Here is a 24,362-nt window from a genome sequence, read left to right as displayed (position 1 = left end):
TATATACAAATTATAGAGAAATGATATCATGTATATACATGTTGGTCAACCGCCGAATAAGAGTCCGGGTTCAAAAAAAGCTTCCGCTATGGGAAGCTGGAAACTGGTCGCCTTTCGCCGGTCATCCGTCCCGAACCGCCGGTGGAAAAAAATTAATTGTTGTGTTCTCGTTCTATGGTTACTATAATGGTAGTAACTTTTTGATTCATGCAGATTGGAGTTGTTTCTTTTGAATTTCCGGGTATATATGTTGGCGGTCGCCGCCTTCGTCGTCGGCACGGTGGAGCTGATTATCGGGGGGCTGCTTGACCAGATCGCGTCCGACCTCGGCATTACGGTCAGTGCCGCAGGCCAGTTGATCACGATCTTCTCCGTCGCTTTTGCCGTATCCGCGCCGATATTGATGAACGTGACCGCGCGGTTCGAACGGAAGAAGCTCTACTTATTCTTTTTGCTTATCTTTCTGCTGTCTAATCTTGTCGTCTCCTTCAGCTCCGATTACGGGGAGTTGATGGCCGCCCGGGCGCTGTCCGCCGCCAGCGGATCGCTCATTATCGTCCTGTCGGTCACGATCGCGTCGAAGCTGGTGAAGCCCGAGTATAAAGGCCGGGCAATCGGAACTATCTATATGGGCGTCAGCGGCTCGCTCGTGCTGGGCGTTCCGATCGGCATGGTCATCGGCCATGCTTACGGCTGGAGAGCGCCGTTCCTGTTCGTCGTGCTGCTCACGGTCATCGCCATGATTGCGATTTTCTTCTCGCTGCAGCCCGTCGCGCCGTCGCCGGCGGCGCCGCTTCGCGCCCAGTTCGCCTCGCTGAAGAACGCCAAGCTGGTAAGCGGGCATCTGCTGGCCTATTTCATGCTGACCGGCCATTTGACCTTGTATGCGTATCTGACGCCGTACCTCCAGGCGACCTATCAATTGAGTCCGGAGATGACGAGCGTCGCCTACTTCCTGTTCGGCATCGCCGCCGTCGCCGGCGGGGGACTCGGGGGCTGGATTGCGGATAAATGGGGCACGAAGCGCTCCATCCTGACCGTCGTAGCCAGCTTCGCCTGCATCATGTTCATCCTGCCCTTCGCGGCCCATCTGCCGTTCTACCTGTTCATGGCCGTGGTCATGATGTGGAGCGCCTTGAGCTGGGCGCTCACTCCGGGACAGCAGAGCTATCTGATGCAGTGCGCGCCCGATACCGCAGACATCCAGCTGAGCCTCAGCTCCTCGGTGCTGCATATGGGCATCGCGACCGGCTCGGTCGTCGGCGGGATTGTGATCGAGAAGAGCGCCGTCACCTACAACGCCTGGGTCGGCTGCTCCATCGTCCTGGTGGCGCTAGCCGTGGCGGTCTATTCTTTGAGCCGCCCGTTCCGCGGCAAGGCGGCCGCCGCTCACCAAGCAAGCGGCGGCGCTTCCGCGCCATTAGCTGAATCGTAACCAGAAGCCGCCCCGGGGCAGTAAGCCTCGGGGCGGTGTTGTGATTAGGGGGCACATTTACTGCAGAACAATGAAACCATATTGCCCTCTTTAAATCATATATGATATGATATATGAAAACTAGAAACTGAGGCGAAGCACATGGTCAATGCAATGATTAAGCTATGCGGCATGCAGCAGTGGACGGAGGCATTGGTGTATCCGGAGAATAATACGGTCGAACTAAATGGTAAGCGCATTCATTCCTCCAAGCTGGCGTTGGATGTTCCCGTAACCGGCATGATTTACGGAACGCTGCTCAATTACAAGGGAGTGCTGGAAGCACTGGGGAATGCGGTGAATGAACCGCCTTACAACGCCCCCCCTATCGGTCCGGTCCTGTATATAAAGCCCGCGAATACACATATCAGGTACGGCTCGGCCATTCCTCTTCCCGCAGATGCCGAACAGGTAGCCATCGGCGCCGCGTTAGGCGTCGTCATCGGCCGCACCGCAACCCGGGTTAGCGAATCCGAAGCCCTTGATTATGTGGCAGGCTACACGATCGTGAATGATGTCCAGATCCCGCATCAGCATCTGTTCCGTCCCGCTATCCGCCACCTGTCGCGGGATGGCTTCTGCCCTGCAGGTCCTTGGGTCATGAAGCCGGAAGCGATCGGCGACCCGCATAATCTGAAGATCCGTGTATATGTGAATGGGGTACGGAAGCAAGAACATACGACGGCCGATCTGATTCGCATGATCCCCCGCTTGCTTGCGGAGGTTACGGATTTTATGACGTTGAACGCAGGGGATATGCTGCATGTCGGCATTCCCGAGAACGCGCCGATCGCGGCAGCGGGAGATGATGTCCGGATTGAAATCGATGGTATCGGCTGTCTGGACAATCCCGTTGTGCCTGAGCAGGGGAGAGTTGAAGGAGGAGAAGCGTTATGAGACATGCGCGCGTCGCATATTCAGGCTCGATTCATCACGCGATAGACATGGACGGACGGCTGAAGCTGGATGACGGACGAGAAGTTAGCGAATCGGACGTCGTATGGCTTCCGCCGCTGCAGCCCCGGACGATATTCGCGCTCGGCTTGAATTATGCGGATCATGCCAGAGAGCTATCCTTTGCCGCTCCGGCTGAACCGCTTGTGTTCCTGAAGGGACCGAACACATTAATCGGTCATCGCGGGCATACTCGCCGTCCCGCCGACGCCGCTTATATGCACTATGAGTGCGAACTTGCCGTCGTCATCGGCCGCACCGCACGTGCCGTGAAGCAAGAAGATGCTTACGATTATGTAGCCGGATATACGGTAGCCAATGATTATGCCATCCGCGATTATCTGGAGAACTATTATCGGCCGAATCTCAGAGTGAAGAACCGGGATACATGCACCCCGATCGGCCCTTGGCTCGTTGATGCCGGCGATGTGCCCGATCCGATGAATTTGACTCTTCGCACCTACGTGAACGGCGCCTTGACCCAGGAAGGCTCCACCGCCGACATGATCTTCGGCATTCCTGCACTAATCGAATATTTGAGCAGCTTCATGACGCTGAAGCAAGGCGATATCATCCTGACCGGCACGCCCGAGGGATTGGTCAACACCGAGATCGGGGATGAAGTGGTTACCGAGATCGAAGGCATTGGCCGCCTAGTGAATACAATAGCAGGCGATGATGTTATTCATATACGGGTCTGATCCCGATGGACAAATGATGGGAGGAGGTAGTGTATGCCGCACATTATCGTGGAATATACGAGTAATATTAAAGAGGAAGCCAATATTCCATCCCTGTTACAAACGATCCACCATGTGCTCCTCGCACGGCGCGATAGTTTCCCTATCGGAGGGATTCGTTCGCGGGCGATCGAACTGCATGATTACCTCGTTGCCGATGGCGCGGAGGATGACGCCTTCGTTCACATCACCTTAAAAATCGGCTCCGGCCGTTCGGAACAAGTCAAGCGAAACACATGCGACGCGCTGTTCGAGGCGATCAAGACTCATTTTGCCCCGTTGTTCGACCAACGATATTTGGCGCTGTCGCTGGAACTGGCGGAATTTAGCGACGGCGGCACCTACAAGCATAATAATATTCATAGAAGGTATACAACATAGACGGATCGGCCAATTAAAAGAGGCTGTCTCATAGGCATTGCATAATGATTGGGGTAACAGGTCAACAGAGAATAGAGATGGTATAAAATGGTGCGAGGCAAAGCGGCGGAGAATGGATGAAGCAGTGAAATCCTGCGTGGATGCAGCAATTTCTGTTCTTTAAGCCGTTATTTGATAAAATTACTGCGATAGTACATTATTTCCATCGTTTTTTGTCTTTTATCTATTTGATATTCTGAAATTGATGCCGTTTTGCAGGATTCCCAGTAACGGAGTACACGTCATAAAGGAAAGGTGCATTTTTGCAGTTTTTCGGCGAGTCGAGCTTTGAGAATCAGGGGGGCTGTCTCACTGTAGTGAAATACTACTTGTGGGACACCCCCTTTCTCGTTCGGATTTGGAGACTCTCATTCACCGTACCCTGTTGAGTGAGTTCACTTTACTTTTTCCAGACGACAAGCTTCATTTCTGTCATCTCTTCTATGGCATATTTAATTCCTTCACGCCCGATCCCGCTCTCCTTCACGCCGCCATATGGCATATGATCTACGCGGAAGCTCGGGATGTCGTTAATCATGACGCCGCCGACATGCAGTCGGTCAGCAGCATGCAGCGCTGTTTGCACATTTTCCGTATAAATGCCGGCTTGCAGGCCGAAGCGGGACTCATTCACCTGTTGAATCGCCTCGTCAACCGACTTCACCTGATTGATCACGACAAGCGGTCCGAACACTTCCTGGCAGCAGACCTTCAGCTTAGACCCCGCCTCCAGAATCACCGTCGGATGCAGCACATTGCCGTCGGCACAGCCGCCAGTTGCAATCGTCGCTCCGGCCTGTCTTGCTTCTTCAATCCAATCCAGCAGCCGCCGGACCTCTTCAGGCGAGATCACGGCCGATACATTCGTAGCAGGGTCAAGCGGATCCCCAATCTTCAGTTGCCGCGTTCGCTGAATGAATTTGTCCACAAATTCCTCATGCACCTCTTCATGGACATACACACGCTGCAACGAAATGCATACTTGCCCCTGATAAGCGAAAGCGCCTGTGACGGAACGCTCGATAATATCGTCTATCCGAACGCCTTTGTCGACGATAAGCGCCGAATTGGAGCCAAGCTCCAGGGTTACGCGCTTGAGACCGGCCTGGTTGCGAATCCCGATGCCAACCGCCGGACTGCCGGTGAACGTAATCATCCGAACCCTGTCGTCTGTCACGATTCGCTCGCCAATGAGGCGGCCGCTGCCGGTCACGACGTTCAAAGCACCGGCCGGCAGTCCGGCCTCCTGCAGCAATTCGGCGATGAACAGGCTCGACAGGGGCGATTGCGAGGCAGGCTTGAGCACAATCGCATTGCCCGCCGCGATCGCCGGGCCTACTTTATGAGCGACCAGGTTCATGGGGAAGTTGAACGGGGTAATCGCCCCGATCACTCCAAGAGGTTCTCGCAGCGTATAGGCCAATCTCCCCTCGCCGCTCTTCGATGCGTCCAGCGGCAGTGTCTCCCCGTGTATCCGCTTCGCCTCTTCCGCCGCGAACCGGTACGTCTCAATCGTACGCTCCACTTCAAGCATGGCGGTCCTGATCGGCTTGGCCACCTCGAGCGCGAGAAGGCGAGCTGCCTCGCCCGCGCGTTCTTCGATCAAGCTTGACAAGCGGTCAAGGATTGCCGCGCGCTGATGCGCGGGCATCCTGGCCATGACAGTACCGGCATCATAAGCAGCTTGGATAGCCTGCTCGATGTCTTCTTCCCCGGCAACGGGAATCTCCGCTATCACTTCGCCTGAATAGGGAGAGCGCAGCATACTGTAATGCCGCGTATCCACCCATGCACCGTTAATGAACAGTCTCCTCTTCATCATCGTCACCTGAATATCCTTAGATCAAGTGCTGCGGCTGCCGGGAAGGCAGCGCCGCCGTCAGCAGCTCAGCATGCTCGCCGGTCCAGATATCGACGAATGGCGTGCCTTCATTGAACCAGGATTCCGGTGTCGCGCTCCCCCAGAACGTCTGCCGTCTCGGATCGTGGATGTCCCATTTAATCGGCCCAAGATCAGGATCGCTTGTTAAATAATCTCCATTATACAGTTCAATCCGGATGCCATCCGGATCTCTCAAATAGAGGAAGAAGGCATTAGACAATCCATGCCTGCCGGGTCCGCGTTCAATGCTGCCCTGATAGCCAAGCGATGCCAGCACATCGCACGCATGAATAAGGGCCAACGGATCCGGAAGCCAGAAGCCAATATGATGCAGTCTTGGACCCGCTCCATTCATGAAGGCTTGATCATGTACGTTATGTTTGCGATGCAGCCATGCTGCGTACAAACTGTCATCTTCGAGCGCCGTATATTCGGAGCAAGCGAAACCCAGTTCATTGACGAAAAAATCATAGGCCCGGGCCACATCGGGAACAAAGCAATTGACATGGTCAATGCGCTGAATGCGCGCGCCCGTATATAGATCATACCGTTGCAGCAATCTTTCCACCTTATCCATTTCCGCGTAGAACTGCAGCGGAAGTCCGCTGACATCCTGCACATGCAAAGCCCGGCCCATCGCATGCAGCGTCCCTTGCGGTATCCATCGGGTCGGAAGGCCCCGGGACGCAAATAGCCGTTCCAGTGCGTCCAGGTCGCTTTCCCGCATGACTTTGTAGCCTAGAGCGACGATTCCGGGCTTGTCCGCTTTGATCAGATGCAAGCAGTGATGGTTATGCTCTTCCAGACCGCGGAGATATAAATTGTTTTCGTCGCTTTCCGTTTCAATGAAGCCCAATGCATCTACATAAAATTTCCTCGACTGTTCCAGATCCGTAACATTCATAATGACATTTCCGATTCGAATAATGGAGAAATCCAAATCTATCGCCTCCTCACCTGAATGGATTAATGAGTAACAAGCTGCTCGGAACGCTCCAGAAACTCCTTGACCCGATCGACATATTCCTGCTTATCGTAGCCATTGTATAACGCTCCGGCCATTCTTACCGGATCGCCGAAGAAGAACCGTTCATACAAGGTTTGGCGGCTGCCAAAGGCGCTCATGCACACATCCCATGCCAGCCGGTACAGCTTGACGCGATGGTACGCGTCCTGATTCGCAGCCTGCAAGTATTTGTCCAGATCCGGCCGAAGCACGGATTGAAAATCCGCCTCGTTCGGAAGCGCCATGAGCCCGCTTGCGCCAAGAAGCTGCATAATCTCTGAAAAACGGGGGTACATCTTCGGAAAATAGTTCCGCGCGGCATTCAGAGGCCCAAAGTCAGGGGTCATCACGCCCCAACGATCGATCTTGGCGTTGGCCTCCGAAGCGATCAAGAACGCTTTCAATGTTTCCAGGGCAATAATGACTTCCGCCATTTTCTCCTGCACATGCTGGAATTGGCCGATATTAATGGTCTCCACCATCAGCTGAAGGATGCCAAGAATGAATTCGGTTTTCGCTACATTCTTCGAGACGACCTGGTGTGTCATATGAACCGCCGCGTTGCTGTCCGCATATGCGCGGTTGCAAATATCGGTATTGCCCAGGGCAAAGATTCGATTCCATGGCACCGTCACATCATCAAAGACAACGATCGCGTCCATTTCTTCAAAACGGGAACCGAGCGGGTGATCAAAATGAGATTTGCCGTAATCGAACGATTCCCGGAATATAAATTTCAATCCAGGCGTGTTGTTCGGAATCGAGAATGCAAACGCATACGGATTCTCCTCTTCCGATTGCTTCAATACCGTTGACGGAAAGACCATAATCTCATCCGTAATCCCGCCCTGGGTCGCAAGCAGGCGGGCGCCGCGAATCACCACGCCATCGTCATTCTTCCTTACGATTCGAGCCGCGATATAAGGATCGGACAACTGATGAGTCTGGACTCCCCGGTTCACTTGCGGCTGAATTAACGTATGGGTAAGCGACAGGTCGTTTTCGCGAATATATTCAATATATTGCCGCATATTGTCGGCATACATCGTATCTTGCGCCCCGAATATATCTGCTGCCGCGCCATAGGCCATCATCCCCGAATTGATGTAGTCAGGAGAGCGTCCCATCATTCCGCCATTAAACTTGGCCCACTCCTGTATCATGTTTCTTCGCTTCTCCAGATCTTCTCTGGTGCTTGGCTGGAGGAAGGATGTTCCTACCCGCTCCCCTGTTGTTGGAGATACGTAGGTCATGATCTCGATTTTGCCAGGGTCGAATTGCATATCATACAGAGCGGCCTGACTTCTCATCACTCCCCGGAACGCCGGGTGCTCGGACACGTTCCCTTGGACTTGCTGTCCGTCGATCCAGACATTGGATTTCGCTGCATCAATACGGTCAATATATTGTTGACTGTCTTGGCTGGCATAGAATGACCTCCTTGGCTTCATTCGAATCAGGCGATCTGCCTGTCAGATAACTATCTGGCTGCCTTCTTGCCGAAAGCGGGAATATGCTGTTCATCAAGCGCGACGTGAATGATCTGGGTTTCCGTATAGAAATCGAACCCGTAATGGCCCCCTTCTCTGCCGATTCCGCTTGTTTTGGTCCCGCCGAATGGCGTACGCAAATCCCGCACATTTTGGGAGTTGAGCCATACCATCCCGCACTCAAGCTGCTGTGCCATCCGGTGTCCGCGCTTCATATCGTTCGTCCATACATAACCGGCCAGCCCGTATTTGGAATCATTGGCCATTGTGATCGCTTCCTCCTCGGTGGAGAAGGGAATGACGGTGAGCACGGGGCCGAATATTTCCTCTTGGGCAACCGTCATTTGATTGTTGGCATTCAGAATAAGGGTAGGCGCTACATAATTGCCTGCGCTCAGCCCCTGAGGGATCGAAGCGGAGATGACTTCTGCTCCCTCCTTCCGCGCTGTGTCGATATACCGGATGACATGGTTATAATGTTCGCGGTGAATCAGCGGGCCCACCTCCGTTGCCGGATCTTGCGGATCGCCGACGATAATGTTCCGCAATCTGTCCTTCAGCCTGTCAACAAACGGATCATGAATGGATTCGTGAATAAGCAGTCTCGAATTGGCGGTGCACCGCTCTCCGTTGAAGGAGAAAATCTGCCATACGACCGCGTCCAATGCCGTATCCAGATCGGAATCCTCGAATACGATGGCCGGGGACTTGCCGCCCAGTTCCATCGAGACGCGCTTAAGCGTATCGGAACCGTTCTTAATGATTGCCGAACCGGTCGTCGTCTCCCCCGTGAAAGAAATCAGTTGCACGTCAGGGTGAGCGACTAACGGCGCGCCGCAAGTCTCGCCATAGCCATGGACGACATTGAATACGCCCGGCGGCAACCCGGCTTCATGAATAATCTCGGCCAGCTTGTTCGCCGTAAGCGGAGACCACTCGGCCGGCTTCAAGACACAAGTATTTCCGGTCGCGAGGGTTGGAGCCACTTTCCAGGTGGCCAGCATGAACGGCGCATTCCACGGTGTAATCAAACCCGCTACACCGACCGGCTTATGAATCGTATAGTTGATAAACGAGTTGTCCACTTGATACGATTCGCCGACAAGACGCGTCTTGACCATCTCTGCATAGAAGCGGAAATTGGCAGCCGCGCGTTCGGCCTGCTTCTTCGTCTGGGCAATCGGCAAGCCGCTATCCAGCGATTCCAGGTACGAGAGTTCTTCCGCATATTTCTCTATCAGCTCGGCAATTTTGATGATATATTTCATTCGTTCGTTGACGCGCATCGTCCGCCATGGCCCTTCATCGAACGCTTGGCGCGCTGCCGCGACAGCAAGACCGATATCCTCGGCGAATCCTTCCGCCACTTCATTGATCGGCTCATTGTTGAACGGATTGAGGTTGCTGAATGCGCGGCCAGACACGCTCTCTACGAATTGGCCGTTAATATAATGCAATACGTTGCCGATATGAGTGTGTGACTGCTTCATGTCTTCTCTCCTTCCTCTCCGAGTCTCTCATTCTGAAGACGCATTCATTTGCTTGGTTAACATCCTGTATTGAACCAGCGTGTCCTCGATTTCCTGGCGAAGAGCTTCGGATGGCGGTCCGAGCGGAAGCCGGACGGCCGGATTGATTTTCCCCATCATGCCCAATGCCGTCTTGACCGGTACCGGATTCGTATCCTTGAATAGAACATCATTCAGCGTCAGCAAATGGTAATGAAGCTCCACCGCGCCTTCAACATCCCCGGCAGTCCAGCGGTTATACAGCTCGGCGACTTCCTTCGGCGCTACGTTCGCTGTGGCGGCAACGTGGCCTGCCCCGCCGATCGCCAGCATCGGGTAACACAACAACTCAATCCCTGAATACAGCAGGAAATCCCTTCCGCAGCGATGGAGAACCCGGTTCACATGTTCGAAATCTTTGTTGGACTCTTTGATTCCGACAATATTATTGCAATCTTCTACCAGGCGGGCCAGTGTGCTTACCTCCAAATTCACGCCTGTTCGGCCCGGGATATTATACAGAATGATCGGAATATCCACGGAATCGGCAATCGTTCTGAAATGTTGATATAATGCTTGCTGGTTCGGACGATTATAATACGGCACGATGACAAGCGCCGCATCTGCCCCCATCTCTTGAGCACGCTTCGTCAAGTGCAGCGCTTCCTCATGATTCGTTGATCCCGTGCCCGGAACAATAGGAACGCGTTGATTGACCGTACGAATGACATGCTCCATAATCATCTCGCGTTCCGCAAGCGTGAGCGAGCTTGGCTCTCCGGTCGTTCCGGTAACCGAAATTCCATGAGAACCGGATTCGAGATGCCATTCAATCAAGCCGCTCATCGCCTGCAAATCCACTTGATTGTTGCTGTCAAACGGAGTTACAATCGGCGAGATCGAACCTCTCAATCGTTGTTTCATTTCTTTTGCGTTGATCATTTTGCCAACATCCTTTCGTTCTGTATTGGGATGGTTTCCGCTTCCGCTGCCATGCTTTTGCCGAAATACGCGTGTCGAACATCGGGGTGATCCATGATCTCCGCCGCTGCTCCATGCAATGCGATCTCTCCCCGCTCAATGACGCACGCATAATCTGCAACGCCTAGCGCTGCCTTCACATTTTGTTCGACGAGAATGATCGTCGTCCCGATTTCTTGCTTGAGCTGTACAAAAATGTTCATCATATCTGTGACGATCAGCGGCGCAAGTCCAAGCGAGGGTTCGTCCAGCAACATGACAGCAGGGCGGGACATTAAGCCTCGGCCAATCGCCAGCATCTGCTGTTCGCCGCCGCTCAACAAGCCTCCCGGACGCGACAGCATCGTCTTCAGCTTCGGGAACAACTCAAGCACCTGATCATAGTCTTGCTGGATTCGGCGCTTGTCCTTCCTTCTGCGGTGATAAGCGCCTAGCAACAGATTGTCCTTTACAGACAGAGAGTCAAAGATTTGCCGCCGTTCAGGCACGAGACAAATCCCCTTCGCGACAACCTGCTCCACAGAGAGCCGCGTAATATCAGCCCCTTCGAACATCATCCTCCCTGCCCTTGGTTGGAGCATTCCTGCCAAGGTCCCCAACAGCGTGCTCTTTCCGGCTCCATTCGATCCGACGATGGCCAGCAGTTCTCCCTTCCTTACGGTGAATGAAATCCCTTTAAGAGCATGTAAATGGCCGTAATACGTATGCAAGCCCGTTACTTCCAGCATTAGAGCGCGATCTCCTCATCTCCCAAATAAGCGGCTATAACCGCAGGGTTATTGTAGATTTCTTCCGGCGTGCCTTCCGCAATCTTCTTGCCAAAATCAAGCACAACGATATGATCCGCCATCGACATCACGGTGTCCATGTCATGCTCAACGAACAGAAATGTCATCCCCTCCGCCTGCATTCGTTCGATTGTGGTTACCAGCTTCTTGGATTCTTGCGGATTTAAGCCAGCCATCGGTTCATCAAGCAATATCAGCTTGGGGGCCGATGCCGCAGCCCGGGCGATTTCAAGAAGCCGTTGATTGCCGTAAGGGAGCTTGTCTGCTTCTTCATAGGCATATTCAACCAATCCCACATTCTCCAATAGCTTCAGCGCATTATCATGTGCCCTTCGTTCCTCGCGGCTTACCGCAGGCGGCCGGAATGCCGACCGTATCATCCCCGTCTTGAGCTGCGTGTGCGCGCCTGTCATCACATTTTCGACAACGGACATATTCCCGAAGATTTGCAGGTTCTGAAATGTTCTCGTTATTCCTAACCTCGCAATTTGCGGAGCTTTCATCCCGGTAATCTCGGTATTCTCCAAAAAGATGCGGCCGCTTGTCAGCGGGAGAATGGCCGTAATCAAATTGAACAGGGTCGTCTTGCCCGCACCGTTCGGGCCAATGACCGCCGTGATTTGCCCTGGATACACATCAAAGGAAACCGCTTCGACCGCGGCGACTCCACCGAACCATTTCGTTACCTTACACATCCGAAGAAGGGGCGCTCGCGTTGCCATGTCCGCTCTCACCTCCCGAAGAACCCGCCAGATGGTCTCGTTCGACTTCCTGCTTCGCTGCCGGTCTCAGCTTCCTCGCCAGCTTCCCAATCACAGGCGCCAACCCGTCAGGCAGGTAGATTAATATCGCAACAAGGAGCATTCCGAAAAATATAATGTTGAATTCATCGCTGACGTTCGGCAGGACGAACGGCATGATATCCTTCAACGCTTCGCCGAGCGTTACATAAGCGAGCGCGCCAACAAACCCGCCCCATATGCTTGTCCCTCCTCCCAGAACCGACATGATCAGAAATTGGATAGATGCGTTGGAATGAAAGAGCATCGGGTTAATAAACGAAATATAATGGGCATATACGCTTCCGGCAATCGAGGCAAAAACGGCACTCATCACAAACACTTGCAATTTGTATTTTTGGGTATCAATGCCAATCGAGGCGGATGCAATTTCGCTGCTCTCAATCGAGCGCAGTGCGCGGCCGACACGGGAATGAATCATGTTCCGGGCAGCCAGAATACCGAGAAGCGCCAAGCACCATACGACGTAATAATATTGAACGTCCGTATCAATCCTTAGACCGAATAGGGATAATGACGGTATATTAAGAAACCCGTCCAGCCCTCCGGTGATCCCCTTGAGCTGCTTGAACAAGGCAAACATAATCATTCCGAACCCGAGCGTGGCGAGCGCCAAGTAATGACCGGTTAACCGGAGTGTAGGGATGCCGACGATATAAGCAATGAGCGCTGCCAGCACTATGCCGACCGCCATGCCTGCCAGCGGCGGCATGCCCAGCTTTACCGTAACGAAAGCAGATGAATAAGCGCCGACTCCATAAAACGCGGCGTGACTCAACGATATTTGACCTGCATACCCCATCAGCATGCCGAGACCCGTGCCCACCAAAGCATAAAGCCCGATGATGACCAAAGTGCTTAGAATATAGGCTGACGGAGAGAAGAGCGGAATGATTGCCAGCAACAAGGCAACAGCGGCAATTCCCGTCAAACTCCGATTATATACATCACCTGTTCCTGATTTGATCATGAAGGCCTCCTATACTCGCTTACCTGATATTTTGGCAAACAGGCCGTTAGGCAAAAAGAACAAGACGAGCAGCAACACCCCAAAAATGACGAGGTCCTTGTAACCGCTGGACCACAATCCCTCCGTGAACGCTTCAAGCAGACCGACGATCAAGGCGCCGACAATCGCTGCCGGAGCGTTCGTCAGTCCGCCGATCACAGCGGCGATGAACGCCTTCATCCCGAGCATGAGGCCCATCTCGTAAGAGGCGCCGGAGATAGGGGCGATAATAATGCCGCCGATCGCTCCGAGCGCGGCGCTTGCGCTGATCGACAACAGCGACATCTTCTCCGGCTTGATTCCCATTAACCGGGCTGCAAAGCGATTGATTACACAGGCGGTTACCGCCTTGCCCATAAATGTTCGCTTAAAGAAAACATACATCGCAATTAAGCTAAGCATGGCTACCCCGATGGCCCAGAGACTCTGTAACTGAACGACGGCCCCGAACAGGTTGAACGGTTCACCCGGAGTAAAAGGAGGCAGCATCTTCGGATCGGTCCCCCAGATGAGGAGCGCAATCCCGCGGACGGCAATCGCAACGCCGATCGTAATAATAATCATGGCCGAGCCCTTGGCAAGTCTGGCCGGATGAATCGCTGCCCGCTCGAACAGCGCGCCGCTAACCAGCACGATCAGAATGGCCATGATAAAGGCCGGCATGTAGGAGAGCCCTGCAGCAACGAGCGAAATGGCGATCATGGCCCCGAGCATGGCAAACTCCCCTTGAGCAAAATTCAATACACCCGTAATGTTGTACGTAATGACGAACCCTGTCGCGATTAACGCATAGATACTGCCAATCGTTAATCCCGAAATGATTAATTGAATGATTTGCTCATGGAACCCCATTCGTCATGTCCTCCCCCAAATCATGTTCGTCCCCTACTTTGTCAATTTCCATTTCTTATCTTTAATCTCGATCATCGACAGCGCATCCGGCTTCAGTCCATTATGGTTATTGGCCGACATGGTAAAGACTCCGCTCACACCTACAAGGTCCTTCGTCCCGCTTTCCAATTCATCCCGCAGTGCAACCGGGTCCGTGCCTGCCGTCTCCGCCGCTCGCTTAATCATTTCAAACGCATCCCAGACATGACCGCCAAAGGTGCTCGTTTCATACCCGAATTTGTCTTCAAACTGCTTCTTATACTGCTCCAGCACGTTCTTCTGTGCATTGTCATCCGCTAGCTGACTGGAGACGAGCAGGCTGCCTGCCGGAAACACGACGCCTTCTGCAGCATCGCCCGCAAGCTCAATGAATTGGGAATTCGCAATGCCGTGGGACTCAATAATAGGCAAGTCAATCCCCAGCTCACGCACGTTCTTCGTTACGATGGCCGACTCCTGCGCTGTGCCCCAGATGATGATGGCTTGCGGCTTGGCATTCTTCACACGTGTCAGCATCGGCTTCGCATCGTTCACTGTAGGTTCAAACACATCTTCGATGACAATCGTAATTCCTGCCTCAGACGCCATATTCTTGAATTCTTCATGCGCGCTGGAACCGAAGGAATTGTCCACATTGATCCAGGCAATCTTGGTCAGGTTATGTTCTTTGGCATATTGAATGACACGCGGGACGACCAGATCGTCACCCTGGGCTGTTTTGAAGACAAACGGTTTCGTCGGGACATTAATGTTTTTGCTCGCTGCTACGGCGATGAGGGGAACCTTTGCCTTTTCCGCGAGGGGAATGATGGCCAGCGCATTGCCGGATATGGTGCCCCCGATCACAACCGACACGTTGTCCTGCTCCAGCAATTTCTTCATATTCAGGACGGCTTCGTTCTGATCCGACTTATCATCATACGTATACAGCTCGATCATTCTGCCGCCGATGCCTCCGGACGCATTGGCTTCTTCCACTAGCATTTTGAGTGTATCCATCTGAGGCTTGCCAAGGGTGGAGGCTCCTCCCGACACGGAGAACAGACCGCCGATTTTAATCGTGTCTGCACTGTTGGCCGAGGAATGCGATGGCGAAGCGTCTGCCGAAGATGTCCGGCTGGCATCCCCTCCCCCGCAGCCTGACAGAACGAATACAAGCAGCAAGCTGATGAATATGGACCAACTCTTCTTCATAGAAATCCTCCCATATTCCGAATTGCAAGCGGATACTTTTCTCGACATCAATATCTCATCATCCGGGCGCATATCTCTGGAAGTTAGCAGCCTCCCGATAGTATAAGCTTATTGGTAGATTGCGGTTGATACGTAAGAAGCTGAACAAAGCTGTGGTTGTGGCGGTATTTCTAGATGAGGGAGTCTTACAAAGGTGGGGCGGCCATTGAGTTTAGAGCGATGAGGCCTGCAGCATTCGATAGTTGCCGCCAAAAAATAATAAGGGTTCAAGCTCATGTGTCGTTATATGATTAACCTTCCCGATAAATAAAGTGTGGTCGCCGGCGGCATGCGCATCATACACGTCGCAGACAAGCGCCGCAAGAGAATGGGGCAGGACGGGCATGTCGTTCACCCACGTAAATTCGATTTCCCGCCGCTCTTTCGCCTGACCCGCAAAATATACCGACATTTCTTTCTGTTCCTGACTCAGGACACTAACGGCAAATGCTCCGGATTCTTTCATCGTTTCAAGCATTTTGGCATTCTTGCTTATCGACACCAAAATCAACCTAGGATCCAAAGCACCGAGACGAAAGCGTTTGCAGTCATGCCGTGAACTTCCCCTTGCAAGCATGCCGTGATGACGGTAACGCCCGTGGCAAACTTGCCCATGGCCCTTCGAAAAGCTTTATCGTCCATTCCAAAACCTCCCATACGTTAGAATGAGTTCATTTTACAATAAATCATATATGATTTCAACTTATAAACTATATTTTATTTTATATTTTAATATATTATATATCCAATTGATCATATATCTCTTTAGCATGCAATGCTTAATCTCGCAGGCTTCCATACCGATCCGAATATTTGCTCCTGATAGCAAAAAAGGAGTGCTGATTAAGCACCCCAAAAGGTCCTGCGGCTACGTATCCAGTACGATATCCGAATCTGTACGCTCCTTAAAAGCTTTGACGGTATTGAGCTTATGCTGCCGCACGAATTGTTCATCAAGGTTCTGTTCCTTGATCATCGCGATCATCTGTTCATGTTCTTTTATTGATTCCTTGGCACGTTTGGGCATAAAGGGAAAACCGGATTTGCGGACTCGACCGAGGCGATCCCAGCAATCACGTATTTGTTCCTTCAAATACTTATTCTCGCAATTGTCGATAAGGACATCATGGAATTTACGATTCAATTCACTGAATTGTTCAAACTCAAATTCATACAATGCATCGCTCATGCTGTGGTTAATCTGTTCCAGAAGCCGAATGTCATCCGGGTTCATTCGATTGGCACTGAGTGAAGTCGCATATCCTTCAAGCACTGCCAATACGGCCAATGTCTCCATATATTCTTCTTCGTTGATTTTACTGACTATCGCGCCGCTGTATGGCTTGTATTGGATTAAGCCATCGGCTTCAAGCTGGCGAATCGCTTCCCGGACGGGAATAATGCTAAGTTTAAGCTCCTTGGCAATCTGATCAATCACGATGCGATAGCCGGATCCGAACACGCCGTTCACAATTTGCGAGCGAATGTAATCATAAGCTAACTGTTTCTTATTTACACTTGGTTTTGTCGTTTTCATATGATAATCATAAATAATATCATATATGATTTCAAGTGCTTTGTATAAGGTTTGCGCCAAATAACCCCCACCTTGTACCAAGATGCGGGCTGCGTTAAGCTAAGATTCGAATGAAAACACGGCTGTGCCGGGAGTATAGCGGAAGCAGTCAAGTTTTATTTAAATATAGTTGTAAACAATAGGTTTATATGGTAAATATGTATGTAGAACATAACCATAGTTGCCGCTACACCACGTTACACCGACCCGCCATGCATACTCGCACCAGGAGTACCATTTCTTCTTCCTGAATCCAGCAGCAGTGCAGCACCAGTGCAGCAGAAAATGAGACAGAAATTTGACAACAAGCTCGTTGAAAGCGATTACAATGCGAAGGAGGCTGTTTATGAACCGCAAACGGTCACTTTATGTGGCGCTCTTCTTTCTTCTTTTCTACTCTATTATTTGTCATGTTGGCTTGCCGTCTGCCCGCGCACAGGCCACACATGCCAACAATGATTACCCCATCGTGCTCGTCCATGGCTTTGGAGGCTGGGGTAGAGACGAGATGTTTGGTTTTAAATACTGGGGCGGATTCGGCGATATCCAAGAGAAGCTGCGTAAAGACGGATATTCCGTATTCACGGCCACGGTAGGAACGGTATCGAGCAATTGGGATCGGGCCTGCGAGTTATTTGCGCAGATTAAGGGAGGAACCGTGGATTACGGCAAAGCCCACTCGGAAATGTACGGTCATTCGCGATATGGACGGACGTATGAAGGTCTGTATCCGGAGTGGGGAGAGATCGATCCGGAGACGGGACAGCCGAAGAAGATTCATCTGATCGGCCATAGCATGGGGGGACAAACCGCACGGATACTGGTCCATCTGCTGGAGAACGGAGACGCCGCCGAACGCGATGTTACCGCTGCATCTGAGCTATCGCCATTATTTAGCGATCGGCCGCTGGAGCATGTAAGCAGTCTCGTGTCCATCGCCACGCCCCATGACGGCACCAGCTTCACGCATTTCGTCGAAGGAGTCGCTCCCTATACCCACCAGTTGATAGGCGTGGTTGCCGCAGCCGTCGGTAATTTTGAGCAGCCCTTATATGATTTCAAATTGGATCAATGGGGGCTGAAGCGATTGCCCGATGAATCATGGCTCCGTTATTCCAAACGCGTCCTAAACAGCGAATTCTGGACGCTATCGAAGGACAGCTCGCAGTGGGATTTAAGCCCTGACGGGGCCAAAGCATTGAACGAGCGGGTACAGGCGCAGCCCCGCGTCTACTACTTCTCGATCGCGGCCAACAAATCCTATCGGGTGCCGCTATTGGGATGGCATGTGCCGAAAACGTTCATGAATCCGTTTTTATTGCCGTCCAGCTTTTTTGTCGGCTCCTTTACCTATCATGCCCCGGGGCACGTCACCATCGATCGGACATGGTGGCCGAATGATGGTCTGATCAACACGATTTCCATGAACGGGCCGAAAAACGGTTCAACCGATCAAATCGTGACTTATCGCGGAAAGCCGCAGCGCGGAAAATGGAACTATATGGGCCTCATGGATTCCTGGGATCATCTTGATGTTGTGGGATTGGGAATGAAACCTGTGGACGATTTTTTTCACAACATAGCGAAAATGCTTGCGGGTTTGCCTGTTGGGGATTGAGGGAGCCCAAAACAAAAACCTTGACCGGCGCCAAGCCAATCAAGGTCCATGGACAAGTAACAATTAAGTCCTGCTATTCATCTTTAAATAATTCCTATAAATAGAGCAATAACGACAAGAACCATACTGATGCCCCATATCCAGAACAGCGAATAGCGGATATGGCGGCCCATCTCCAGGCCCGCTAGCCCCAGCGCCAGCCACAGGGCCGGGGACAGCGGGCTCACGAACGTGCCGACGATATTGCCGATCACCATCGCGTACGCCGTGGACAGCGAAGCGACGCCGAAGCCGGAAGCAATCTGATCGACGACGGGCAGGAGGGCGAAGTAGTACGCATCCGTGCTCAAAATTAAATCGAACGGCACGCCCAACAAGCCGACGATAATATGCAGGTAAGGCGCAATGCTTACCGGGAGTATCGTCACGGCGTCATTGGCAATGGCCGTGAGCATGCCGGTTCCGTTCAGGATGCCCAAAAATAAACCGGCCGCAAGAATAATCGAGGCCATCGTGAGCGCATTGGGCGCATGGGCGCGCAGCCGTTCCAGCTGATCATTCACCTTGAAGAAGTTAAGCGGCAGGGCGATGCTTACCCCAATCATGAAGGCGAGGCCCGCCGGGATAATTCCGGCCACGAGCACGCCAACGACCGCGATAGCCAGGCAAGCGTTGACCCACAGCAAGCCGGGGCGGGCGAGGCCGTTCGCCTGCCCGGTCTGGACGGAAGCGGAAGCATCCGGCGCGGCCGCGGTCGCTTCAAGCGCAGCCGCCACCTCCAACGAGCCATACTTTCGGATGATTCTTCGCTTCTCCCGGATGCCGAGAAGTACGGCCAATCCAAGCATGAGCACCATGCCGATGATCTGGATCGGAATGAGCGGCTGCCATAATTCCGTGACATCCGCTTCCAGGACGGTAGCCGTTCGGCCCAGCGGGCCCGCCCACGGAATCATATTCATAATGCTGGCGCTTCCCCCGACCAAGAGGAGCAGCAGATAAGGATTCATGTGCAAGCGTTTATACACGGGCAGCAGCGCGGGAATCGTAATTAAAAAGGTCGAGGCGCCCGAGCCGTCCAAATGGGCAATCGCGGCCACCAAAACCGTTCCGACACTTACCGTAATGATGCTTCCGCGCGAAAAAGCGACCATTTTATTGATTAATGGATCAAAGAGTCCCACATCCTGCATAATGCCGAAAAAGATAATCGCGAAAATAAACATAATCGCAACCTGGATAACCGAGCTGACGCCGTTTCCAAAAAAGCCGCCGATTTCCGTAAAACTATACCCCGCGAGTAATGCGCCAAGTATCGGTGGTATGACCATGGCAACAATCGGGGTCACTTTGCCGCTGATAAGCAAGGCGACAATAATTAAAATCGTAATCAGACCAATCAAGCTCAGACTCAATATGACATCCCCTTTCCGTGATCGCGGCGTTACTTGCCATTCCGAAATGGATGAATGCGTTTACAATTCGCGGTAAACAAAACATCCGTTCAGATTAGTATGAAATTTATCACGGATAAAGCGGACGATAAATATTGCAGCCATAAGAACAATATTTTTCATTTTATCGATTTTGTTCATAAGTTTCACAGAGGATATATTTTCGTTCCGGCCTTCCTACCGTGCCATAGATGAGCTTTGTCTGTACCATCTTCAAGGACACTAAATATTCTAAATAACGCCGCGCCGTGGAACGGCTGATGCCGAGCTCGGCGCTTAATTCAACAGCCGTAATCCCCCCGATCTCCTTGTGCGTGAAGACGCGGTGAATCTTGTCCAGCGTGATCGAGTCGATCCCCTTCGGGAGCACCGCATCCGCCCTGACGGAAGAGCCCGAAGCGCGATGCAGGCCGAATACAGCGTCGATGTCGCTCTGCTCCATTTCTTTGGTGGAGCGCAGCATGCTCCGGTATTCCTTATATTTTGTCAAGGTAAGGCTGAAGCGTTCCTCGTCTACCGGCTTGACGATATAATCGAACACGCCGGCGCGAAGCGCTTCCTGAACCGACCTGGCTTCCTTCTCCGCCGTGACGATAATGATATCGGTGTCATGACTGGACTGGCGAAGCTCCCACAACAGGTTCATCCCTTCCACGTCCGGGATATAGACATCCAACAGGATAAGATCCGGAACCGTTTCGCCGCTTTCCATATATTCCAGCGCTTCTTTACGGCTCTTGGCGACGTCTGGAACGGCAAAGCCGGCTGTTTTTTCGACATATTGCCGATGAATATCCGCTACTCGAAAGTCATCCTCGATAATCAGCACCGAAAACAAGTCCTTCAATGCGATCCCCTTTCATCTTTTGGCATCATGATCATAAAACAAGCTTCTCCGAGCTCCCCTTCCCCGGCTTCTAACCAAATCTCGCCGCCAACGCCATTGAGCATCAGCTTCGAGAGCGCCAGGCCCGTGCCCCGATGGCTGCCCTGCTTCGTTGAAAATCCTTGTTCAAAAAGGCGGGGGATATCCGTCTCGGCCACCCCCGGACCGGAATCTTCAATTTCAAAAATGCAATCGTCCCCGATATCCGTAAAAAAGATGGCCACCTTACGCTGGCCGTCCTCCTTCTGCTTGACCGCCTCCAGCGCATTTTCGATGACGTTGCCGAGCGCGGTTAACAGCGCATCCTGCTTCTCCTCTGTTAAGGAACATTCCAAGCGGCTGTCCGGATGGATGACCATGGAGATGCCGAGCTCATTGGCTTGATTGAACTTTCCCTGAAATAAGGCCTGAAGCAGAGGGGCCGCTACCTTTTCCGATAAAAACGTTAACCTGGCCTGCTGCATATTGCTTTCCTTTTTAATAAAATCGATCGCTTCCTTATGCCGCCGGCTCTGCACCAGCCCCAGGATGATATGCAGCTTGTTGGAGTACTCATGCGTCTGCGCCCGCTGCGCATTCGCGTATTGCTTAATGCGGGACAGCTCCTCCGTCACCGTCTCCAGCTCCGTCTTTTTGCGGAACGTATAGACGCTCCCCGTTACTGCATTTTGACGGACAATGGGCGTCCGGTTGACGAGCACGACATCTTCGCCCAGCACCATTTCCCGGTTCACCGAGCGGCTTGTCTGCTTGCCATGCGCATCCCGGTTCAAGGAAGGAACAATCTGTTGAATGGATGCGCCCGCATAATTTTTTTGCTGCCGCGCCAAATCCGTGAACAAAATCTCCTTGGCCGCTTTATTCATCGCGGTAATGGCCCCCTCATTATCCACCGCGATAATGCCTTCATGCGTGGACTGCAGAATCGCTTCCTTCTGAAGATACAGATGAGAGATCTCCTCGGGCTCCATATTATGCAATAATTTTTTGATATAAGAAGCAGTGAAGACAGCCCCCGCGATGCCGAACAGAATAATGAGACTCAAGGTCAGCCAGAGGGATTTGCTCTGGTCCGCCACGATGCGGTGCACATCATTATTGAGAAACCCGACCGAGACGACCCCTACGATCTGGCCTTCATCGAAAATGGGCACCTTCCCCCGAATCGACAACCCGAGCGTTCCTTCCTTCTTCGAGACGTACGACTCGCCATGACGCAAGGCCCTGTCATTATCGCTGCCGACCATTTTCGCTCCGATAATGCTCGAGTTGGGATGGGATTGCCGGATTTCCTGCGTATCCCCGACCACAATAAATTCCGCGCCCGTCTCCCGCTGAATCCGCTGCACGATCGGTTGAATCACCGCGGAGGGGCTGTCCAAGCGGAAAGCTCTTTGGATTTCCGGGATATTCGCGACGCTTTGCGCCAGATTCAACGCTCTTTTTCCGGTCTGATCCTCGGCCAGCTTCCATATAAAACGTTCCAGAAACACCCCGAAAATCGCGCAGATTCCAATAATCAAGAGGCTGATGAGCACAATCATCTTCAACCGTAAGTTCCATTTTAGATTCCATATCCGGGTCATTCGATTACTCCTAAAAATTGAAATCATTAGTTTTGAGCTATCCTATCGTCAAATAATTCCATTATATCATGATCCGCTTATCTGAGCAGAAGGGATAAGGCCCGTATGGAACGCAACATAAAAACACTCCCGCAGCGGCAGCGCCGTGCAAGAGTGTTTGCGATTCTAATAACGAAGCTGCATCAGCAGGGCCTTCATCTCCTCGTCCTGCATCAGCTCGTCATAATATTTTTGCGAGATGGCCGCCAGCGCGACATCATGATAGAAAAACTCCGTGAAGAAGGTGACGAACGGCTGCGCGCCCGTATGCATCGCCTGCCAGTTCCCGTGGTCGAGTCCGCCGAACATCAGCCTCTCGCCGTCGACGACGATGATCGCGAACCGCTCCAGCCGCTGATGCTCGTCCGTCGGCGTAAGGGTATGCAGCTTCGACAGCCGGGCCTGCGGCACATGGTACCCGGTCACCATCGCCTCGACGCGGACCCCCTCCCGCTCCTTCCGTTCCAACAGCGGCACATAGGCCGCGAAGTCGTCCTTCCACATCGAGATCAGAATCGATCGCTCCGCTCCCTCGATCAGATGCTTGCCGTAAGCTTGAATGCTCGTGTCCGATTTGATGGTCCACACCTGATCGTCGACATGCGCCCTGCGTTCGCTGCTTCGCCGGAGCTGGGCAATGCTGTTCTCGAATTCCTGGGCCAGCTTGTCGATGACGGCCTCCAGCGGCAGCGCCGCATACAGCTTCTTCTTGCCGGAGATGGTGTCGGACGCGACGCCCTTGTCGATAAGCCGGGCCAGCACCTCATAGATTTTCGCTTTGGGGACGCCCGAATATTTCACGACCGTCGTCGCATCCATCGGTTCGCCGCTGGAGACGAGCGCCTCGTATACTTTGCTTTCATATTGGGAAAATCCAAATTTCTGAAGCATGGCTCCTCCTTCTTCCTTCGTTCTCATCCTACGCCGTATCGTTACCTGTCATTTATTTTACCATGTTCTATGGTCGATTATCTTATCTCTTCCGTCCAAACCTGACACAGGGTTGTCAAGTTCCATGGCGTATACTAAAGCCATCACAGAATGAGGGGTGACTGTTCATGGAACAAACGATGCAACGCGAATGCCAAAGCTGCGGAATGCCGCTGCACAGCGAGGAACAGCTTGGAACGGACAAGGAGAACGGCAAAGTGCAGGATTACTGCATCTATTGCTACGAAGGGGGAGCCTTCAAGCAGCCGGATATAACGATGGAAGAGATGATCGAGGTGTGCGTCCCCTTCGTGGTCGAGAACGGGATGGAAGAGCAAGCTGCGCGAGCAATGCTGAAGAACTATCTTCCGACGCTAAAGCGATGGGCTGATCAAGCAGATTCAGCGATTCCGAAGCTGCAGCCGGTCAAAATCATCGAGCGCGGAGAGATGATGCTGGCCGGCATCTCGGCCCGTACCTCGAATATGCTCGAATACACGCCGGAAGCGGTCATTCCGCAGATGTGGGAGCGATTCTGGGAGGAGGGCCTGCTGGCGCGCATTCCGAATGCCGCCGAGCCCGGCGTCGTCTACGGCTGTTATCATGACTATGAGAACGGGGCGTCCGGAGATTATTCGATGCTGATCGGCACGAGCGTCATTACCGATGCGGCGCTGCCGGAAGGTATCGCGGCGGTCACCGTTCCCGCGGCGAAGTATGCGGTATTTACAACGGAACGCGGTCCTGTGACCAAGGTCGTGCCGCAAGCATGGGCAGCTATCTGGAAATGGGCCGCATCCTCGGGGATGACGCGCACGTTCACCGGAGATTTCGAGCGCTACGACGAGCGGAGCGCCAATCCGGAAGACGCACAGGTGGATATTTATATCGCGGTGCAATAAGGATGCGGAGCACCGGGCCAGACGGCTCGGTGCTGCTGCTGTTCCACGCAAGGGAAAAATTTTCCCCAACTTTTCTTCCGGTCGCCCGTATTACTAAGAAGAGCGGCCCAGTCTGACAACGCCTAGGTCGGTGTGATGGCTATAATAGAAGAAAGAAGGTACTCATTGCGGGCATTGACGCATGCGGATATCGGA

At 52.7% G+C, this 24,362-nt stretch carries 20 protein-coding genes and 2 pseudogenes; 6 read left to right on the top strand and 16 right to left on the bottom strand.

The genetic code is table 11. The features are described from left to right. Positions 1 to 247: 247 nt before the first annotated feature. The 4 genes from OCY70_RS15515 to OCY70_RS15500 all read left to right on the top strand — a co-directional run bounded on the left by OCY70_RS15515 (position 248) and on the right by OCY70_RS15500 (position 3,549). Positions 248 to 1,435 (top strand): MFS transporter, encoded by a 1,188-nt coding sequence (locus OCY70_RS15515; protein ID WP_261945006.1) that lies wholly within the window; start codon positions 248 to 250, stop codon positions 1,433 to 1,435. Between the two features lie 141 nt (positions 1,436 to 1,576). Then, a complete protein-coding gene (locus OCY70_RS15510; protein WP_213426723.1) occupies positions 1,577 to 2,371 on the top strand; it encodes a fumarylacetoacetate hydrolase family protein in 795 nt (264 codons plus the stop codon). After that, positions 2,368 to 3,129, top strand: a complete 762-nt coding sequence (locus OCY70_RS15505; protein WP_213426722.1) for a fumarylacetoacetate hydrolase family protein — start codon at positions 2,368 to 2,370, stop codon at positions 3,127 to 3,129. Before OCY70_RS15510 ends, OCY70_RS15505 begins: the two co-directional genes overlap by 4 nt. A gap of 33 nt (positions 3,130 to 3,162) precedes the next feature. Next, the gene (locus OCY70_RS15500; RefSeq protein WP_213426721.1) at positions 3,163 to 3,549 is read left to right on the top strand and encodes a 5-carboxymethyl-2-hydroxymuconate Delta-isomerase; all 387 of its coding nucleotides are present in this window, start codon (positions 3,163 to 3,165) and stop codon (positions 3,547 to 3,549) included. A gap of 439 nt (positions 3,550 to 3,988) precedes the next feature. Here OCY70_RS15500 and OCY70_RS15495 read toward each other — a convergent pair whose 3' ends face one another. The 12 genes and pseudogenes from OCY70_RS15495 to OCY70_RS15440 form a co-directional block, all read right to left on the bottom strand. After that, complete coding sequence (locus OCY70_RS15495) at positions 3,989 to 5,407, bottom strand: aldehyde dehydrogenase family protein (protein WP_213426765.1); 1,419 nt, start codon at positions 5,405 to 5,407, stop codon at positions 3,989 to 3,991. A 19-nt stretch (positions 5,408 to 5,426) separates the two neighbouring features. After that, positions 5,427 to 6,410: a 3,4-dihydroxyphenylacetate 2,3-dioxygenase gene (gene hpaD, locus OCY70_RS15490; protein WP_213426720.1), complete on the bottom strand. Its 984-nt coding sequence runs from the start codon at positions 6,408 to 6,410 to the stop codon at positions 5,427 to 5,429. 26 nt (positions 6,411 to 6,436) lie between these two features. Beyond that, positions 6,437 to 7,905, bottom strand: a pseudogene (gene hpaB / locus OCY70_RS15485) (4-hydroxyphenylacetate 3-monooxygenase, oxygenase component). A 51-nt stretch (positions 7,906 to 7,956) separates the two neighbouring features. Further along, on the bottom strand, positions 7,957 to 9,456 hold the full coding sequence (gene hpaE, locus OCY70_RS15480; RefSeq protein ID WP_213426718.1) for a 5-carboxymethyl-2-hydroxymuconate semialdehyde dehydrogenase: 1,500 nt from the start codon (positions 9,454 to 9,456) through the stop codon (positions 7,957 to 7,959). Between the two features lie 27 nt (positions 9,457 to 9,483). Continuing rightward, positions 9,484 to 10,416 carry a 2,4-dihydroxyhept-2-ene-1,7-dioic acid aldolase gene (gene hpaI, locus OCY70_RS15475; RefSeq protein WP_213426717.1) on the bottom strand — a complete coding sequence of 311 codons (933 nt, stop codon included), beginning with the start codon at positions 10,414 to 10,416 and terminating at the stop codon, positions 9,484 to 9,486. Then, on the bottom strand, positions 10,413 to 11,183 hold the full coding sequence (locus OCY70_RS15470; protein WP_213426716.1) for an ABC transporter ATP-binding protein: 771 nt from the start codon (positions 11,181 to 11,183) through the stop codon (positions 10,413 to 10,415). The genes hpaI and OCY70_RS15470 overlap by 4 nt, the downstream gene beginning before the upstream one ends. Then, positions 11,183 to 11,965 (bottom strand): ABC transporter ATP-binding protein, encoded by a 783-nt coding sequence (locus tag OCY70_RS15465; protein ID WP_213426715.1) that lies wholly within the window; start codon positions 11,963 to 11,965, stop codon positions 11,183 to 11,185. Before OCY70_RS15465 ends, OCY70_RS15470 begins: the two co-directional genes overlap by 1 nt. Beyond that, on the bottom strand, positions 11,931 to 13,013 hold the full coding sequence (locus OCY70_RS15460; protein WP_213426714.1) for a branched-chain amino acid ABC transporter permease: 1,083 nt from the start codon (positions 13,011 to 13,013) through the stop codon (positions 11,931 to 11,933). The genes OCY70_RS15465 and OCY70_RS15460 overlap by 35 nt, the downstream gene beginning before the upstream one ends. A gap of 9 nt (positions 13,014 to 13,022) precedes the next feature. After that, positions 13,023 to 13,904: a branched-chain amino acid ABC transporter permease gene (locus OCY70_RS15455; RefSeq protein ID WP_213426713.1), complete on the bottom strand. Its 882-nt coding sequence runs from the start codon at positions 13,902 to 13,904 to the stop codon at positions 13,023 to 13,025. 33 nt (positions 13,905 to 13,937) lie between these two features. Continuing rightward, a complete protein-coding gene (locus OCY70_RS15450) occupies positions 13,938 to 15,137 on the bottom strand; it encodes an ABC transporter substrate-binding protein (protein WP_213426712.1) in 1,200 nt (399 codons plus the stop codon). 211 nt (positions 15,138 to 15,348) lie between these two features. Further along, positions 15,349 to 15,818: pseudogene (locus tag OCY70_RS15445) on the bottom strand (flavin reductase family protein). Between the two features lie 226 nt (positions 15,819 to 16,044). Beyond that, positions 16,045 to 16,713, bottom strand: a complete 669-nt coding sequence (locus OCY70_RS15440) for a GntR family transcriptional regulator (protein WP_213426764.1) — start codon at positions 16,711 to 16,713, stop codon at positions 16,045 to 16,047. A gap of 385 nt (positions 16,714 to 17,098) precedes the next feature. Between OCY70_RS15440 and OCY70_RS15435 the strand changes: the two genes are divergently transcribed. Next, positions 17,099 to 18,370 (top strand): esterase/lipase family protein, encoded by a 1,272-nt coding sequence (locus OCY70_RS15435; RefSeq protein ID WP_213426711.1) that lies wholly within the window; start codon positions 17,099 to 17,101, stop codon positions 18,368 to 18,370. A gap of 83 nt (positions 18,371 to 18,453) precedes the next feature. On the opposite strand, the gene OCY70_RS15430 is transcribed toward OCY70_RS15435, so the two are convergent. From OCY70_RS15430 to OCY70_RS15415, 4 genes are all read right to left on the bottom strand, one after another. After that, entirely contained in the window at positions 18,454 to 19,785 is a 1,332-nt protein-coding gene (locus OCY70_RS15430) for a CitMHS family transporter (RefSeq protein WP_213426710.1), read from the bottom strand. Between the two features lie 163 nt (positions 19,786 to 19,948). Next, a complete protein-coding gene (locus OCY70_RS15425) occupies positions 19,949 to 20,671 on the bottom strand; it encodes a response regulator (RefSeq protein WP_213426709.1) in 723 nt (240 codons plus the stop codon). Next, the gene (locus OCY70_RS15420) at positions 20,668 to 22,296 is read right to left on the bottom strand and encodes an ATP-binding protein (RefSeq protein ID WP_213426708.1); all 1,629 of its coding nucleotides are present in this window, start codon (positions 22,294 to 22,296) and stop codon (positions 20,668 to 20,670) included. The genes OCY70_RS15425 and OCY70_RS15420 overlap by 4 nt, the downstream gene beginning before the upstream one ends. Before the next feature lie 165 nt (positions 22,297 to 22,461). Further along, the gene (locus tag OCY70_RS15415) at positions 22,462 to 23,226 is read right to left on the bottom strand and encodes a TrmB family transcriptional regulator (RefSeq protein ID WP_261944946.1); all 765 of its coding nucleotides are present in this window, start codon (positions 23,224 to 23,226) and stop codon (positions 22,462 to 22,464) included. A gap of 167 nt (positions 23,227 to 23,393) precedes the next feature. Here OCY70_RS15415 and OCY70_RS15410 point away from each other — a divergent pair, with 167 nt between their 5' ends. Continuing rightward, positions 23,394 to 24,167, top strand: a complete 774-nt coding sequence (locus OCY70_RS15410; protein WP_213426706.1) for an effector binding domain-containing protein — start codon at positions 23,394 to 23,396, stop codon at positions 24,165 to 24,167. The last annotated feature ends 195 nt before the right edge of the window (positions 24,168 to 24,362 follow it).

The organism is Paenibacillus melissococcoides (genome assembly GCA_944800085.1).
Lineage (GTDB): Bacteria > Bacillota > Bacilli > Paenibacillales > Paenibacillaceae > Paenibacillus_B > Paenibacillus_B melissococcoides.
The sequence above is the reverse complement of the archived record's forward strand: the minus strand, read 5'-3'. Positions and strand labels throughout refer to the sequence as shown.

Coding starts and splice junctions, on each gene's coding strand:
- OCY70_RS15515 (WP_261945006.1), top strand. CDS start 248: ATGTTGGCGGTCGCCGCCTTCGTCGTCGGCACGGTGGAGCTGATTATC.
- OCY70_RS15510 (WP_213426723.1), top strand. CDS start 1,577: ATGGTCAATGCAATGATTAAGCTATGCGGCATGCAGCAGTGGACGGAG.
- OCY70_RS15505 (WP_213426722.1), top strand. CDS start 2,368: ATGAGACATGCGCGCGTCGCATATTCAGGCTCGATTCATCACGCGATA.
- OCY70_RS15500 (WP_213426721.1), top strand. CDS start 3,163: ATGCCGCACATTATCGTGGAATATACGAGTAATATTAAAGAGGAAGCC.
- OCY70_RS15495 (WP_213426765.1), bottom strand. CDS start 5,407: ATGAAGAGGAGACTGTTCATTAACGGTGCATGGGTGGATACGCGGCAT.
- hpaE (WP_213426718.1), bottom strand. CDS start 9,456: ATGAAGCAGTCACACACTCATATCGGCAACGTATTGCATTATATTAAC.
- hpaI (WP_213426717.1), bottom strand. CDS start 10,416: ATGATCAACGCAAAAGAAATGAAACAACGATTGAGAGGTTCGATCTCG.
- OCY70_RS15470 (WP_213426716.1), bottom strand. CDS start 11,183: ATGCTGGAAGTAACGGGCTTGCATACGTATTACGGCCATTTACATGCT.
- OCY70_RS15465 (WP_213426715.1), bottom strand. CDS start 11,965: ATGGCAACGCGAGCGCCCCTTCTTCGGATGTGTAAGGTAACGAAATGG.
- OCY70_RS15460 (WP_213426714.1), bottom strand. CDS start 13,013: ATGATCAAATCAGGAACAGGTGATGTATATAATCGGAGTTTGACGGGA.
- OCY70_RS15455 (WP_213426713.1), bottom strand. CDS start 13,904: ATGGGGTTCCATGAGCAAATCATTCAATTAATCATTTCGGGATTAACG.
- OCY70_RS15450 (WP_213426712.1), bottom strand. CDS start 15,137: ATGAAGAAGAGTTGGTCCATATTCATCAGCTTGCTGCTTGTATTCGTT.
- OCY70_RS15440 (WP_213426764.1), bottom strand. CDS start 16,713: ATGAAAACGACAAAACCAAGTGTAAATAAGAAACAGTTAGCTTATGAT.
- OCY70_RS15435 (WP_213426711.1), top strand. CDS start 17,099: ATGAACCGCAAACGGTCACTTTATGTGGCGCTCTTCTTTCTTCTTTTC.
- OCY70_RS15420 (WP_213426708.1), bottom strand. CDS start 22,296: ATGACCCGGATATGGAATCTAAAATGGAACTTACGGTTGAAGATGATT.
- OCY70_RS15415 (WP_261944946.1), bottom strand. CDS start 23,226: ATGCTTCAGAAATTTGGATTTTCCCAATATGAAAGCAAAGTATACGAG.
- OCY70_RS15410 (WP_213426706.1), top strand. CDS start 23,394: ATGGAACAAACGATGCAACGCGAATGCCAAAGCTGCGGAATGCCGCTG.